The sequence below is a fragment of the Gammaproteobacteria bacterium genome, assembly GCA_029884425.1.
Classification (GTDB): domain Bacteria; phylum Pseudomonadota; class Gammaproteobacteria; order S012-40; family S012-40; genus JAOUHV01.
The window spans coordinates 1-15,371 of record JAOUHV010000061.1 but is presented as its reverse complement, the minus strand read 5'-3'; the positions used below and the strand labels follow the sequence as shown (position 1 = coordinate 15,371).

17 protein-coding genes are annotated in these 15,371 nt (G+C 55.3%); 9 read left to right on the top strand and 8 right to left on the bottom strand.

Going from position 1 to position 15,371, the window contains the following annotated elements:
• Positions 1-200 precede the first annotated feature (200 nt).
• Positions 201-881 (bottom strand): FKBP-type peptidyl-prolyl cis-trans isomerase, encoded by a 681-nt coding sequence (locus OEW58_12805; protein MDH5302230.1) that lies wholly within the window; start codon positions 879-881, stop codon positions 201-203.
• 165 nt (positions 882-1,046) lie between these two features.
• Positions 1,047-2,078: an HDOD domain-containing protein gene (locus OEW58_12800; protein MDH5302229.1), complete on the bottom strand. Its 1,032-nt coding sequence runs from the start codon at positions 2,076-2,078 to the stop codon at positions 1,047-1,049.
• Positions 2,079-2,136: 58 nt separating this feature from the next.
• On the opposite strand from OEW58_12800, the gene OEW58_12795 reads away from it, so the two are divergent.
• The gene (locus OEW58_12795; GenBank protein MDH5302228.1) at positions 2,137-2,376 is read left to right on the top strand and encodes a flagellar biosynthesis protein FlgE; all 240 of its coding nucleotides are present in this window, start codon (positions 2,137-2,139) and stop codon (positions 2,374-2,376) included.
• 2 nt (positions 2,377-2,378) lie between these two features.
• On the top strand, positions 2,379-3,119 hold the full coding sequence (locus OEW58_12790; GenBank protein ID MDH5302227.1) for a putative metalloprotease CJM1_0395 family protein: 741 nt from the start codon (positions 2,379-2,381) through the stop codon (positions 3,117-3,119).
• Here the strand turns inward: OEW58_12790 and cobD are convergent.
• A complete protein-coding gene (gene cobD, locus OEW58_12785) occupies positions 3,097-4,083 on the bottom strand; it encodes a threonine-phosphate decarboxylase CobD (GenBank protein ID MDH5302226.1) in 987 nt (328 codons plus the stop codon). The genes OEW58_12790 and cobD overlap by 23 nt on opposite strands.
• A 72-nt stretch (positions 4,084-4,155) precedes the next feature.
• Here cobD and OEW58_12780 point away from each other — a divergent pair, with 72 nt between their 5' ends.
• The gene (locus OEW58_12780) at positions 4,156-4,713 is read left to right on the top strand and encodes a cob(I)yrinic acid a,c-diamide adenosyltransferase (protein MDH5302225.1); all 558 of its coding nucleotides are present in this window, start codon (positions 4,156-4,158) and stop codon (positions 4,711-4,713) included.
• On the opposite strand, the gene cbiB is transcribed toward OEW58_12780, so the two are convergent.
• A complete protein-coding gene (gene cbiB, locus OEW58_12775; protein MDH5302224.1) occupies positions 4,696-5,607 on the bottom strand; it encodes an adenosylcobinamide-phosphate synthase CbiB in 912 nt (303 codons plus the stop codon). The genes OEW58_12780 and cbiB overlap by 18 nt on opposite strands.
• Before the next feature lie 5 nt (positions 5,608-5,612).
• Positions 5,613-6,047: a group II truncated hemoglobin gene (locus OEW58_12770; protein MDH5302223.1), complete on the bottom strand. Its 435-nt coding sequence runs from the start codon at positions 6,045-6,047 to the stop codon at positions 5,613-5,615.
• A 90-nt stretch (positions 6,048-6,137) separates the two neighbouring features.
• On the opposite strand from OEW58_12770, the gene OEW58_12765 reads away from it, so the two are divergent.
• From OEW58_12765 to OEW58_12740, 6 genes are all read left to right on the top strand, one after another.
• On the top strand, positions 6,138-7,586 hold the full coding sequence (locus tag OEW58_12765) for a cobyric acid synthase (GenBank protein MDH5302222.1): 1,449 nt from the start codon (positions 6,138-6,140) through the stop codon (positions 7,584-7,586).
• 106 nt (positions 7,587-7,692) lie between these two features.
• Positions 7,693-8,199 (top strand): hypothetical protein, encoded by a 507-nt coding sequence (locus OEW58_12760; protein ID MDH5302221.1) that lies wholly within the window; start codon positions 7,693-7,695, stop codon positions 8,197-8,199.
• Between the two features lie 6 nt (positions 8,200-8,205).
• Entirely contained in the window at positions 8,206-10,128 is a 1,923-nt protein-coding gene (locus OEW58_12755; GenBank protein ID MDH5302220.1) for an ATP-dependent DNA helicase, read from the top strand.
• Positions 10,125-10,814 carry a tRNA (adenosine(37)-N6)-threonylcarbamoyltransferase complex dimerization subunit type 1 TsaB gene (gene tsaB / locus OEW58_12750; protein MDH5302219.1) on the top strand — a complete coding sequence of 230 codons (690 nt, stop codon included), beginning with the start codon at positions 10,125-10,127 and terminating at the stop codon, positions 10,812-10,814. Before OEW58_12755 ends, tsaB begins: the two co-directional genes overlap by 4 nt.
• On the top strand, positions 10,811-11,962 hold the full coding sequence (locus tag OEW58_12745; GenBank protein MDH5302218.1) for a pentapeptide repeat-containing protein: 1,152 nt from the start codon (positions 10,811-10,813) through the stop codon (positions 11,960-11,962). Before tsaB ends, OEW58_12745 begins: the two co-directional genes overlap by 4 nt.
• 65 nt (positions 11,963-12,027) lie before the next feature.
• Complete coding sequence (locus tag OEW58_12740) at positions 12,028-12,387, top strand: hypothetical protein (GenBank protein ID MDH5302217.1); 360 nt, start codon at positions 12,028-12,030, stop codon at positions 12,385-12,387.
• 54 nt (positions 12,388-12,441) lie between these two features.
• Here the strand turns inward: OEW58_12740 and OEW58_12735 are convergent, their stop codons facing one another.
• From OEW58_12735 to OEW58_12725, 3 genes are all read right to left on the bottom strand, one after another.
• The gene (locus tag OEW58_12735; GenBank protein MDH5302216.1) at positions 12,442-14,499 is read right to left on the bottom strand and encodes a TonB-dependent receptor; all 2,058 of its coding nucleotides are present in this window, start codon (positions 14,497-14,499) and stop codon (positions 12,442-12,444) included.
• Between the two features lie 61 nt (positions 14,500-14,560).
• Complete coding sequence (locus OEW58_12730) at positions 14,561-14,971, bottom strand: biopolymer transporter ExbD (protein ID MDH5302215.1); 411 nt, start codon at positions 14,969-14,971, stop codon at positions 14,561-14,563.
• Positions 14,971-15,371, bottom strand: a 401-nt coding sequence (locus OEW58_12725; protein ID MDH5302214.1) for a MotA/TolQ/ExbB proton channel family protein, incomplete at its 5' end; no start/stop codon positions are given. The genes OEW58_12725 and OEW58_12730, both read right to left, overlap by 1 nt.

Here is a 15,371-nt window from a genome sequence, read left to right as displayed (position 1 = left end):
ATCCAAATCACCAGGAAATTGCTGACATTTGCGTCATCCACACTACGCTACGCGAACGCACCGAAGCGCTGGTGAATGCAGCAAACGAAAAAGGTGGCAATGACAACATCACTGTCTTGCTTTGCCAACTGGGACAATAATCATCAGCCATAAAAAAACGCCCCGATAACGGGGCGTTTTTTCCAATCACGGTCAATTGCTTACTTTTTGACTTCCAACAGCTCGATTTCAAAAATCAGTGCTTCGTTCGGGCCAATCGCGCCACCCGCACCGTGTTCACCATAGGCTGAGTCTGCAGGAATATAAACCTTCCATTTATCGCCTACTTTCATCTTCGGCAAAATTTCCTGCCAGCCTTTGATCACGCCATTCACGGGGAATGTCGCAGGCTGACCTCGGTCGTATGAACTGTCAAACACAGTACCATCCACCGAGGTACCACGGTAATGTGCAATAACGCTATCTTTCTCCGTCGGTGATGCGCCCTTACCGGCGGTAATCACCTCGTACTGAACACCGCTCTCCAGGGTTTTCACACCCTTGCGTGTTTTATTCTGCGCAAGGAATTTTTGGCCTTTTTCCAGGTTTTTCATCGACAACTCGGTTGCGCGCTCCATTTGCTTGCGCTGCAACGCCTGCATCGCCTTACCCAGTTCCTCGTCGCTCATTTTGAGTTTGTTACCTTTGAGCACGTCCTCAATGGCCGCCGCGAGCGCCTTGGAATCAACGCCAATGCCACGTTCTTTCATATCCATACCGATTCTGACACCAACGGCGTAGCCGATCTGTGCATTCTCGTCTTTCAGGTTTACATCTGCCAAAGCTGCACCCATGGGCACTGCACCCAGACACATTACCGCTAGCAGTTTAGTAATTTTCATTGACCGGTCCTTACCTTGGTTAATTTTTCTATTTGTGCTGACCGAAATTTTGTCAGCGATCCGAACGATTACATCACGTTATTTATGCGTGCGGCAAGCGTTACCAATAACAAAAAATGGGCTGCAAATTATGTAGCCCATTTTTTGTTGAGATAAAACAAACCCCTATCTGGTGCCAAAAAAGGCTCCCTCAATTCCAAGATACTCTGCCAAGACATTTTCCAGTGCTTCACCGACGTGGTTCATATTGAGACCACTCGTGCGCCAACTGATTTCTGCGATATCGTCATGACCAAAGTAGCGATTGTCTTCTGCGATTTCCCTGGACACTGAGCTTGCGGCAATATTTACAATGGCTATATCCAATGGATACTTCTCCGCCCGATCGGGAAAATGATGGAACTCTGCCACTTCAATCAGACTTTCAGGCAATTGCCATTGACGCATTAACTCAGCGCCGACCTCGCCATGATCCAGCTCAAATATTTCCTGTTGAACCTCTTCAGGAACAACATTGCCACTTCTGGCCTTTTCAACCAACTCGGCCACCAGCGAATCAATCCGCATCGCCATAACCAGCTGACCAATATTGTGCAACAAGCCCGCAATAAACAGACGATCCCGATGCAATACCGGGGTACTGGCAAAACCTGCCAAATGCCGCGCCATCAAACCAGTCATCAAGCTGTGATACCAAAACTGCTCCATATCAAACGCGTCGGAGTGATAACGAGAAAAGGCGTTTATGATGCTGGTTGCCAACACCATGTCTCGCACTTCATTGGTTCCGACCACCATTAGTGCACGATTTATTGTTTCAACTCGTGATGGAAAGCCATAAAACGGGCTGTTTGCAATTTTCAGCAACTGCGCGCATAAACTGGGATCTTGACTGATGAGTTCCGCAATGCTGACTGCGGAAACAAAAGGATCTTCCACTAATTCGTTAATCTTAAAACAAATATCTGGCAGCGCCACTAACTCTCCCACGGTAGCGACAATGTCTTTCGCGGTGGTGGTCATACGGTCAGACTCCCTTGGAATTGATCTACGTTGTTTCGGTCTATACCCCAATATCGCCCCATACTCATCTTTCTTTATCCACAAATCGTACCCCTTATTATCGGTTTTCAGGATTACCGCTTTTTTACCCAAAATCCGTGAAGCAGCTCCGAGTTCTGATTCTTTTTCATACAACCATAGCCATTTACGGCCGATAAACCAACCGTAATGCTACATTTTTACAGGTGAAACCATGGACATTAATGCCTTCAGCAGCGGTATCAATGGCATCCACAAAGGCATGCAGAGCTTTACGCGGAATGCCGAGAAAATCGCCTCTGCAACCACGCCCACCGAAACTCGGGACGCGGCCGGCAGTCTGGAAAAACCCTTGGTTGGTATGATCAGCGATGAACAACAAGTCGCTGCATCGGCAAAAGTCGTCAAAGCCGCCGATGAAATGCTCGGCACCCTGTTTGACGACATGGCGTAAGCATGATCAGCGGCGTATCTGCCTCTTCGGCCTACTACGCATACCCCACTCAAGCGCTTGGCAGTGCCGAGGCGCAGGGTACTCATGCAACTGAACCACCATCGCCCGGCACCGACGCGGGCAACAACCCGACCACTGACAAACAAACTCAACAGGCCGACGACAAAACCAGCAAAAAATCCACGCCGAAATCGGCAAACGGTGAACAACTCAGCGAAGAACAATGGCGTGAAGTTGAAAAATTAAAACAGCGCGATCGCGAAGTTCGCGCCCATGAAGCGGCTCATCTTGCGGCAGCCGGACCGTATGCTCGCGGTGGAATGTCGTTCAGCTATCAAACCGGTCCCGATGGCATGCGCTACGCGGTCGGTGGTGAAGTCGGCATTGACACCTCACCCATCAAGGGCGATCCACGCGCCACATTGCAAAAAGCCAACACCTTGCGCGCTGCGGCAATGGCGCCAGCAGAGCCTTCGTCGCAGGACCACGCCGTCGCCGCGCAAGCCACACAAATGGCCGCACAAGCACGACAGGAAATAATTCAGGAACAATCACAAAAATTACGCGGCAATGACAGCGAACATCGCAGCGACAGTAATGCTGACAAAGGCACAGAAAAAAACCATACGGACAACACTGCCGAGAACACTCGCCAGGCCCAGCACGCCAGTAACCAATACCACCAAGTGGAAAATGGTGACCGAAAAAAAACTGACGCCGTCAACCTCGACCTAAGGATCTAAGCGCTATTTGCAACCGCTGCCACTGATCCTCGTCCGCCGGCAATCCAAAACGCACACTGGGCTGCTGCCTGAACAGTCTCACCCAAACGCCCTGTTGCGCCAATTGCTGTTGCAACGACTCTGCATCCGCACGCTCACACCACTGAAACAGCGCGCAACCACCGCTGACTGACAGACCTGATTCGTCCAACAACTGCGCCAAACGGTATACCTGTTTGGGTAATTCGCGTCGCGTCTGTCGCTGCCAGGCGTCGTCCATCAGTGCCATGCGTCCCACATAACGCGCAACATGATTCACTTCCCAGGGATTAGCGAGCTCATCCAGCTCGGCCAGCAACGCCCGCCACGCAAACACGAACCCAAGCCGCACTCCCGCCAGTCCAAAAAACTTGCCCAATGAACGCAGCACAATCAATCCTGGCTCACCGACAAACGGCAACATGCTCTGCTCTGGCGTGGCATCGATAAAGGCCTCATCGACAATCAGCCAGCCACCGCGCTTAGCCAACTGCTGGGAAAAATCGCGCAACTGGGACACGCTCCAGTAAGTGCCCGTGGGATTATTCGGATTGACCAGCAACAACACGTCCAGCGTTTGAAGCTGCTCCGCCACCGTCTCGGCCTGTAGCAACACCACCTCGTGACCGGCGCGCTGCCAAGCTGCGGCGTGTTCGTTGTAGCTCAGCGCCAACAGCCCCACCCGTGAGCGGTCCCGCAACTGCGGCAAGCGCGTAATCGCCGCCTGGCTACCGGCCACCGGCAACAACAAATCACAGCCGTAATAGTCGCGTGCGGCCTGCTCCAGGCCGTCATTGATCTCCGGCAGACGCTGCCACACTCGGGACGGCACTTCGGGCACCGGCCAACCATTGGGATTCACGCCCGTGGACAAATCCAGCCACTGGTTCAGAGGAATGGAAGAATTTTTCGCCGCCTGGCGCAGATTACCGCCGTGTTCCAGCACGCTTGCCTCGTTTGACAGTCAGAAATGCAATGCGTACATTCTGCCACACCACGACCAGCCACAGGCGATGACATGCCCCGTTTGACCAAGATTTATACCCGCACCGGCGACAACGGAACTACCGGTCTGGGCGATGGCAGCCGCATTGCCAAAGATGATGCGCGCATTGAAGCGATGGGCGACATCGATGAACTCAATTCGTGTTTGGGCTGGCTGCTGTGTGCGGAATTACCCGCCATGCTACGCACAACCCTGCTGGACGTGCAGCACGTGCTGTTTGATCTGGGGGGCGAATTGTCCATGCCGGGCGTTAAACGGGTGCCCGAGAGTTACGTTCAACAACTGGAACAGCAGTTGGATGAGATGAATACGCAACTGCCCGCGCTGAAAGAGTTCATTCTGCCTGGCGGTAGTGAAGCAGCTGCACGCTGCCATCTGGCCCGCACTGTTTGCCGTCGGGCCGAGCGTCGCGTCCACACCCTCGCCGGACAGGACGACATCAATCCGGTCTGCCTGCAGTACCTCAATCGGCTGTCGGATCTGCTGTTTGTCGCCGCCCGTTTTATCAATCAGCAGGCCGGTCAGCCTGACGTGCTCTGGCAACCAGGCAAGCTACAACAAGGTCAGTAGCAGCCCCACCAACACCAGCCCAACCAGCCACACCAGCAACGCCCGTTGCACCAGGGTCAGCGCCCGGCCTATATCCTCGGCGGCGGGCAACGCACCCTCGCCCAGCACGGGTTTGTGTTTGATCTTGCCGTGGTACTTGGCATCCCCGCCAACACGAATCCCCAGCGCGCCCGCGCCTGCGGCCATCACCAGACCGGCATTGGGACTTTCGCTCTTGCCTTGCTGCGCTCTGGCCGCTGCCACCGCCTGCTGCCAGTTGCCAACCAGCGAATAGCTGATCGCCGTCAGTCGTGCCGGTACAAAATTCAGCACATCATCCAGCCGTGCCGCCGCCCAGCCAAAATGCAAAAATCGCTGGTTCTTGTAACCCCACATGGCATCCAGGGTATTGGCCAGACGATAGACAATCACCCCCGGCAATCCTGCCACCGCAAACCAGAACAGCGCGCCGAACAGCGCATCGTTGCCATTTTCCAGCGCCGACTCAATCGCCGCCTTGGTGACATCAGCCTCGGTCATCTCATCGGTCTGGCGGCTGACAATCCGCCCCACACTGGCACGTCCAGCATCCAGTCCCTGCCCCAGCAATGCATCGCGCACCGCCAGCACGTGTTCGCGCAGGCTCTGATAGCCAATGCACAGATACAACCCCAGTACGCTAAACACCCAGCCCAGTTTCGGCAGCGCCGCCAGCCATGCGGCCAACAGGGCAAACGGCAGCAGCAACAGGCTCACCGCCAGCACTCCCTGCCAGCGACCTGCTCCTGCGCCGTTCAGGCGTGACTCCAGCCCTGCCGCCAGCCGGCCAAATCCCACCAGAGGATGCCAGCGGCGCGGCTCGCCCCACCACCAATCCAGCATCACCGCCAGTACGCACAGCCAGGCGACCAGCAACGCACTCATCGAATCTGGATTCCGCCCATGCCGGCAGCCGGGCCACCGCCCTGGTTCTGCATAAAATCCGCGACCTGATAAAACGCCGCTTCCAGCTCTGCCGCCAGGGTCTTGTCATCCACGACCTCGGCCAGCGCCTGACGCATGCACATCATCCACTGATCCCGCGCTGAAGCATCCACCGCAAAAGGCATATGCCGCGCCCGCAAACGCGGATGACCGTATTTTTCGATGAACAACTGCGGTCCACCCATCCAGCCGGACAAAAACTCAAACAGCTTCTGCCGCGAACTCGCCAAATCCTGCGGATGCATTTTGCGTATGCCATACGCTTCGGGCAGCGTATCCATCAGGTCATAAAACCGCGTCACCAGCGCAAGGACTTTGTCCTCACCGCCAATGCGTTCGTAGTGCGTGGCCTGCATCGTTTTCCACCTCATAAAAATAACCGCTTCTTCATAGCAGAAAAGCCACGAAAAGGCCAAAACTGTCGCTCCGCACCCTCGGTTTTTCTGCGAGAATAACGCCCCATGAATACACACGCATTGATGATCCAAGGCACCATGTCCGGTGCCGGCAAAAGCACCCTGGTCGCCGGCCTGTGCCGCATACTCACCCGTCATGGTGTGCGCGTGGCGCCATTCAAGCCACAGAACATGGCGCTCAACAGTGCTGTCACCGTCGATGGCGGAGAAATCGGTCGTGCCCAGGCGCTGCAGGCGCTGGCCTGTGGATTGGAGCCACACACTGACATGAACCCGGTGCTGCTCAAGCCCAACTCCGACACCGGCTCACAAATCATCATCAACGGCCACGCGATCGGCAACATGGATGCGCGCGAATATCACGCCTTCAAGCCACAACTGCTGGACAAGGTCGTCGATGCCTTTAACCGGCTACAACGTCGCCACGATTTTGTGCTGATCGAAGGTGCCGGCAGCCCGGCGGAAATCAATCTGCGCGAACATGACATCGCCAACATGGGCTTTGCCGAGGCCATCGACTGCCCGGTCACACTGGTCGGTGACATCGACCGGGGTGGCGTATTCGCCCAATTGGCGGGCACCCTGGCGCTGCTGTCGCCCAGCGAACAAGCCCGCATCAACGGCATGATCATCAACCTGTTCCGTGGCGATGTATCACTGCTGACGCCCGGCATAGACTGGTTGCAGCAACACACCGGCAAACCGGTGTTTGGCACCGTGCCGCTGCTCAAAGGCCTGCATCTGGACGCCGAAGACGCTGTGCAAATCAGCCAGCAGTCCAAAACCGGCGCGGTGTTGCGCGTAGTGGTACCGCGCCTGCCGCGTATCAGCAATCACACCGACCTGGATGCGCTGCAACTGCATCCCCAGGTTGAGCTCGTCTTCGTCCAGGAAAATCAACCCATTCCCAGCGCCGATCTGGTGATTCTGCCCGGCAGCAAATCGGTGGCCTCGGATCTGGCCTGGCTGCGCACCCAGGGCTGGGAACCGTACCTGCAGCGCCATTTGCGTTACGGCGGCAAAGTCATTGGCATTTGCGGTGGCTTCCAGATGCTGGGTCGCACCCTGAGCGACCCCCAGGCGCTGGAAAGTCCTGACGCCAACGTCACCGCGCTGGGCTACCTGGACATGCACACGGTGTTGATGCCCGAAAAACAACTGCGCCGCGTCCGTGGCCAACTCAGTTTTGCCTCAGCCCCGGTCGAAGGCTACGAAATTCATCTGGGACAAAGCCACGGACCAGCACTCGCCTCTCCCGCCGTCATGCTTGATGGTCGAACCGACGGTGCGCTATCTGCCGACAACCAGATTCTCGGCAGCTATGTGCATGGCCTGTTTGATCACCCCAAAGCCAACCACGCTCTGTTAAACTGGGCCGGCCTTTCAACCGAGCAAACGCTGGATTTCACCGCCCAACGATTACAACAACTGGACAGACTGGCCGATTGCCTGGAAAACAGCGTAAAAATTAACCAAATTTTTCCCTGGCTGTGAAGAAATTGTCGTCGATGGCCGCCAACGGCATGAAATTTGTGATAATTTCAGCAAATGATAAACTCTTGATAACTAAAATTTGCCAGGACACAGGTCCACGGAAACTATGAGCATTTACGCGACTGAAAAACTGGTCACTGAAGCACGCCGACTGGCCGCGGAATACCGCCGTGCCACAGGTCAGCCCTTGGGCATCAGTGGCGAAATTGCAGAGTTTGATGCAGCCAAATTACTCAGCCTGAACATCATCAATCCCAAGCCTGGCGGCTACGACGCGGTCGGCACCATTGGCCACCGCAAAGACAAACGCATCCAGATCAAAGGCCGTGTGGTTTTTGAAGATTCCAAAGGTCGCGCCCGCATCGGCCAGATGAAAACCGACATGGACTGGGACAGCATCGTGCTGGTGGTCATGGACGATGATTACCAGGCCATCGAGATTTTCGAGTGCGACCGGGAAGTCGTGGAAAACGCCCTGGACGAAGTACCACCCAACAAACGCGGCGCCATGTCTGTCGCCAAATTCAAAAAAATTTCCACCCTGGTCTGGACCAAAGCGGACGGCCTGCTGGAAAAAGACGAAGAGCTCGCCACTTACCTGGCAAGTTTATAGCGGCGCATGTTTTCCAGCGCCGCTGACGTTCTTGGCCCTGACGGCCCGTTCAAAGAACATTTTCCCGGATTTACTTCCCGCCCTCAGCAGCAGGAATTGGCCAGCGCCATCGAAACCGCGCTGCAAAAACACACTACGCTGGTGGCCGAGGCCGGCACCGGCACAGGCAAAACACTTTCCTATTTGGTGCCTGTACTGCTGTCAGGAAAAAAAGTTCTGATCTCCACCGGCACCAAAAATCTGCAAGACCAACTGTTCCTCAAAGATCTGCCCGCAGTGATCGAGACGCTAGACGTCCCGGTGCGCATCGCCCTGCTGAAAGGTCGCGCCAATTATCTTTGCCCACAGCGACTGGAACGCAAAAATCTCGAAGGCCGTTTTCACAGCCGCGAGCAGGTGCAGATTTTCAACACCATCAAAAACTGGTCCTATCAGACCCAGACAGGTGATCTGGCTGAACTGGCTGACATCCCCGAAGACTCGCCGGTCTGGCCCATGGTCACCTCCACCACCGACAATTGTCTGGGCGGTGACTGTCCGCAATACGACAAATGCCACGTGGTCGAAGCCCGCCGTCAGGCGCAGGCCGCTGACATTGTGGTGGTCAATCATCACCTGTTTTTTGCTGACATTGCCCTGCGCGACGAAGGCGTCGGCGAGCTGCTGCCCGCCGCCGATGCGGTGGTGTTTGATGAAGCCCATCAACTGCCCGAAGTCGCCACCCATTTTTACGGCGTCAACATCACCCTGCGGCAAATCAACGAATTGTGCACCGATGCGATCGCCGCCGCTGAAGACGAAGCGAAAGATCAACTGACCGACTTGCGACCACTGGCCGATGAAACCAGTCTTGCCGGCACCCAGTTGCACGCCAGCATGTTGCATATTCCTGCTCGCGGTGTACTGCCGTTTTTGCTGCAACAAGGCAACGTGCCAGAGCTGCTGAACAAACTCGACCAATCACTCACCAGACTGCATGCCCAACTGGAAATCATGGCGGTCCGTGGCAAAGAGCTGGAGAACTGCTTCGGCCGCGTAATTGAATTGATGGAACGACTGCATCTGGTCAAACATCCGCAAAACGAGTTCGTCCACTGGTACGATGTCACCAAGCGCAATTTTGCGCTGCACATGTCACCGATCAGCATTGCTGACAATTTTCGCGAACAACTGAAAAGCTACGCCAAAGCCTGGATTTTTACCTCGGCCACGCTCAGCGTCGATGGCGATTTTTCGTTTTTCACGTCGCGGCTGGGACTGGACGAGGTGCAAACCTGCCGCTGGCCCAGCCCGTTCAACTATCAGGACCACGGCCTGCTGTACGTGCCACCGATGCTGCCACCACCCAATGCACCGGATTTTGTCGAACGCATGCTCGACAAAGTACTGCCTGTGCTCAATGCCAGTGCTGGCCGCGCCTTCTTGCTGTTCACCAGCCACCGGGCGCTGCGACTTGCCGAAGAAATTCTGCGCAAGCGCACCGACTTCACCCTGCTGGTGCAAGGCAACATGGGCAAGCGCAAGCTGCTGGAAGAATTCCGCCGCCAACCGCGTGCGGTGCTGTTGGGCAGTGCCAGCTTCTGGGAAGGCGTGGATGTCAAAGGCGACGACCTGAGCGTGGTGGTCATCGACAAATTACCGTTTGCCACTCCCGGTGATCCGCTGATGGCCGCGCGACTGGACCACCTGCGCAAACAGGGCGGTAATCCTTTCAACGACTATCAGGTGCCGCAGGCGGTGATTGCGCTGGAACAAGGCGTGGGCCGGCTGATCCGCGATGAAAATGATTATGGTGTCGTCGTCATCTGCGACACGCGCATCGTCGACAAAAACTATGGTAAAACCTTCCTGCGCAGCCTGCCGCCCATGCCTCTGACCCGCGACGAGGCGGTCGTGACTGCATTTTTGACCGAAGAGGTACCGCAGTGAATATTTTGTGTTTGGAAACCGCCACCGAAGGCTGTTCAGCAGCGCTGCTCAGTCATGGCGAGCTCCGCTACCGCGAAAGCGAACAACCCCAGGGCCATACCGAACTGATCCTGCCCATGACCGAAAGCCTGCTGGCCGAAGCCGGTCTGAGCATGAACCAGCTCGACGCCATCGCCTTTGATCGCGGCCCCGGCTCGTTCACCGGCATTCGCATCGGTACCGGCGTCGCCCAAGGGCTGGCTTTTGCTGCCGACCTGCCGGTCATACCGGTTTCTTCACTGGCGATCCTGGCGCAGGCAGTCTTTGACCTGCATCCCGACATACAGACCGCGCTGTGCGCCATCGATGCGCGGATGAACGAAGTGTACTGGGGCGTGTACCGCCGTGGCCCTGACCAACTGCCACAACTGCAGGGCGAAGAAATCGTCTGCCCGGCCAGCCATACCCCGCGACAAAACGATTACCAGCACAGCTTTGCCATCGGCACCGGCTGGGGAGCCTATCCAGACCTGGCCAGCCACCATCGTATCCAGGTTGATGCGACACTGGCCCGCGCCCTGCCCCTGGCACGCCACATGGCCACCCTGGCCCTGCCTGCGCTACAACGCGGTGACACCGTCGCTGCCGAGCACGCCATCCCGGTCTATTTGCGCGACGAGGTCGCCAAGAAAAAAAGCGAACAATGAAACCACTCGTCACCCTGCTGCTGTCCCTGCTCCTGCTCGCCTGCGCATCAGCGCCACCGCGCAGCCACAGCGATGCCCAGCTGCAGCAACTGCTGGCCAGTGATCACGGCCAGCAACAACCGTTGAATCTGCAAAATGCGCAACTAGCCGGCATCGATTGGTCAGGCCGCACCCTGAGCTTTGTCGACCTGGCACAGAGCAATCTACGCGGCGCCAATCTGGCCGGCGCGACGCTGCAAAACGTCAACCTGCACAACGCCGATCTGCGGCACGCCAATCTGCGCGGCACGCGCTTTGTGCAAGTGGATTTGAGCGCCGCCAATCTCAGCGAAAGCCAGCTCGCCCAAGCCAGCTTCGTCAATTGCAAACTCAAGCACAGCAATTTTTCCGAAGCCCAAGCCCCCGGCAGTGAGTTCAGCGATAACCAGGGCAATAACGCCAATTTTTCCGAAGCCAACCTGCAGTCCGCCCAGCTGAACAACAACCGTTTCGAGCACAGCCTGTGGATGTACGCCAACTTGACCGGCATCCACATCAGCAACACAGATTTGCGCTACGCCCAAATGCTCAGCGTGCGGCTGGACAACGCCCAGATCAATCGCACTGACCTGTACAACGCCAAACTCGACTATAGCCATCTGGACAACGCCAGCATTGTCGACAGCCACCTGCGCGCAGCGGATTTGAGCTACTGCAGCGCCGAGCACAGTAAATTTGACGGCACCATCATGATCGGCGCACGCATGAACAGTTGCAAACTGGCCCACAGCAGCTACGTGGCCAGCGACGCCCGCGAAGTTGCCTTCGTCGACGTAGATCTGCGCAACGCCAATTTTTCCCAGGCCCGCCTGGAGCAAGCCCGGTTTGACTGGTCCAAGCTGTACGATGCCCGCTTCGAACAGGCCGACCTGCTCAAAGCCAGCTTCACCCGCAGCGATGCCCGTCGCGCCAACTTCAATGACGCCTCGTTGCGCTGGACCACGCTGACACTCAGCAACCTGGCTGGCGCGAGTTTCAACAATGCCGACATGGAAAAAACCGACCTGCAAGGTGCCGATGTGGCGGCCAGCAATTTCACTGGCGCACGCAACATGGATCGCCTGTTCGGCTGGGAAAAGGCCAGACACACCGATCAGGCCCAGCGCTGATTCCGCTAGCCACGGCTTGAAACTTGCACCAGCCAGTTGTTTGACTGAAAGTTAACACGGCACCCATGTCCATCGGCGGAATACACGGAAACGGCGGTATATACGGCCAGCGCCCCCCACAGCGCCCAGGCTCGTCATCGTCTGCGCCACGCCCGGACGATGCCACCGAACACAGCAATGCCCCGCCCAACCAGCACGGCTCGTCCGCGCAACGCCGTGGCGTCGCCCAATACACCCAACACCTGCCCGACCCGGAGCAGTACAAAAAATTCAAGGAAAAAGCCGAACGCAGTGACGACAGCTTTGACCGCTACCTGGGCATTTCTCTGGGTGCCAGCCGCGCAATCAACACCTATCACCAAATGGAAACACAGCAACGCCGCGAAGAAATCACCCAGATGCTGGGGTTGGATGTGTATGTCTGACAAGCGAGCAACGACATCCGGGAAACACCTTCCCGAATGTCGTTGTCACATAATTTAGAATCGCAGATTTGCCAGTAACCGCACTGAGCGCGATTCGATAGGATGGAAATGCTTATCCGCAGCAGCGCTGGCCGAGGGTGACATCTTGGATTCGTAGTAGTAATCAATTGCCGAGGCTTGCGTATCCAGCAAATTGAACACTTCTGCTGTCACATCAAAGGTTTTGCTCACGTGATAGCCCAATTGAGCACTCAAAAGGGTTGTACTTTGAGAACGCTGGCTGTTGTCCTCCACCAATGCGCGAGGTCCAAAATAACGCAGGTTCGCGCCGCCATACCACGGTCCGAGGCGATCCACCGTCACACCCAACGAACCCACACCTTCAACCGCGCCAGGAATGCGATTGCCGGCAGGATCATTGTCCGTGAAACGTGCGAAAGCATATGCCAAATCCGCATCAATGGTTAACCACGATGTAGGCGCGTAATAGTTGGCAAACTCAGCACCCACACGACGACTTGGGCGACCTGCTTCAGTGGTGCCTGCATCGCCGACGAACAGCAACTCAGAATCCATCGTCAAGGTGTACACATTCAACGTGCTCTGCAGTTTTGGAATAATTCCGCTGCGCACTCCGGCTTCATAGCCCCAGGATTGAACCAACGGAGTGACTTTTTCTGCGGCAGCAGATGTGACAGGATCAACGGTGATGGTGGTACCACGCGCATCATTGCTGTGGAAACCGCCACCGGCATTCAGGTAAAACTCTGTCTTTGCCCAAGGACCAAAAATCATTGCCATTTTTGGATTAACCAAAAAATCATCGGTCTTTCCTGAGTTCAGCGGATTATTGCTGGCTACGTCAAACTGATACACATCACCACGCACGCCCAACACGGTGCGGAATTTTTCCAACCAGTGGGTGCTGTTTTGCACATAGGCACCCAACGAGGTTTCGGTAATTTCATCACTGCGTACTGTCGACAGACGCGAACGGGTTTTGGTTTTGTGCAAACCGTTTTCGATCCAGTCATTTTGCAGTTGCAATCCAACAGTATTTTCCGTTGACTTGCTGCCTATGTTGCCAAACCAGGTGTAACGCCAGTTCGCCGCTACCGTGTAACGACTGTCGCGTTGATTGAATTGATCGCCATTCACCGGATCATCGAGAAAGTAGGTAAAATTCGAGTAGAGATCCAGGGATTGCTTGATCACATATGCATTCCACTCTGTGGCGCCATTATCATCCAGTTTTTGCCGATTGACTGAAACACTCATGCGCTGCGCGTCACCACCATCACTGGTATCAATCGCATCCCAGCGGGACAACAAACCAGCATCGACTGCACTTTTTGGAATTTGATCAGTCGCATTCCATTTTCCAGAGTACGCCATGAACGCCACGCTTAATTTATCGGCCTCCGCGCCACGAGAAAATCGCAGCACACCGTTGTACTTATTGTAATCATCGGGATTGGTGAATGGGCCATCGTTATGCTGATACTCGAAGGCATAAAGTAATTTTCCGTTAGCAACAGATGGCGAGTCTGCAAACAAGGCACGTCGATATCCATTTTGACCAGCGCTGATTCCTACCATCGCTTGCGGAAAACTGTCCACATAACTGACGGCCACCGCGCCTGCTGAAGAAAAATCACCTTCGTCTGCATAGTACGGCCCTTTTTTGTACTGCAGATTGCTGGCGAGTTCAGGAATAATAAAATTCAAATCGGTCCAGCCCTGACCATGCGCATGGGTGCGCTCATTGACCAGCATCCCATCCACCGTGGTACGCAAATCGGTGCCGTGATCAAGATTAAAGCCACGCAGGTAATATTGTCCGGCTTTGCCCTCGCCACTGTGCTGGGTGACAATCAATCCCGGCGTGGTTTCCAGCAACTCTCCCGGACGATACGTTGTACGCGCATCCAATTGTTCTTTGGTCACGGTTCCTTCGTTGGCTGAATTGGCTGTGCCCACCAAATCTTCAAAACTGGATTCCACATTTACAGCTTCCAGCGTGGGAATTCCTGCCGCCTGCGCAGCCCCACCATTAATAACTGCCACAATCGCCAAGCCAACACTGCTTGTAAAATATGAATTTCGCCTCATACTCATTCCCTGCTCTGGTTGAGTCAGTCACGCCAAGTGACCAACATTTCTGGTTGTTCACTTAACCTTGTTTGGTTACAAAAATAATTTTGCTAATGCCTGCGTTTTGCAGCACAGCCATCACTTGAGCCACTTTTTTGTAGGCAATTTCACCATCAGCCCGCAATTCAACAGGCGCGTCTGGACGAGATTGTTTGAGCTCATTCATTTTCGTCAGCAGTTGCGATTCATCAACCACCTGATCGTCCAAATAGATTTTCCCGCTCGCGGTAATACTCAAAATAATGGTTTTGAGCACCTGCACTGATTCAGTTTTTGCGTCCGGCAGATTTACCTTGATCTGACTGGTCAACAGCGGTGCAGTAACAATAAACAGCACCAGCAACACCAGCATAACGTCGACCAATGGCGTGACGTTAATTTCGTGCATGGGCTGCTGCGAACCACCCTGATTGAGTTGCCCGAAAGCCATTAGTGCGATCCTCCATGCGAATCATCATGGTCGTGGCGATGTTCATGATGTGGATGATGTACTTCTGTGTGATGGTGGTGATGATTGTCCGATGAATGATGTCCGGCCAGGTGCATTGCTTCTTCGGAGGCCAGATGCATTAACGAGTCGTAAGCAAAACTGTCCAGCGACGTGGTGAATACGCGCAGGTGACGCAAAAAGCTGTTGTAGGCAACCACCGCCGGAATCGCGCAGGCAATACCGGCAGCAGTGGCAATAAGTGCCTCACCGATAGGACCTGCCACCACATTCAAGTCAGTCGTCCCGGCAGCAGTAATGCTTTGCAAGGTCGTCATCATTCCCACCACTGTACCGAACAAACCAATAAATGGCGCAGTGTTACCTATGGTGGCAAGAATGC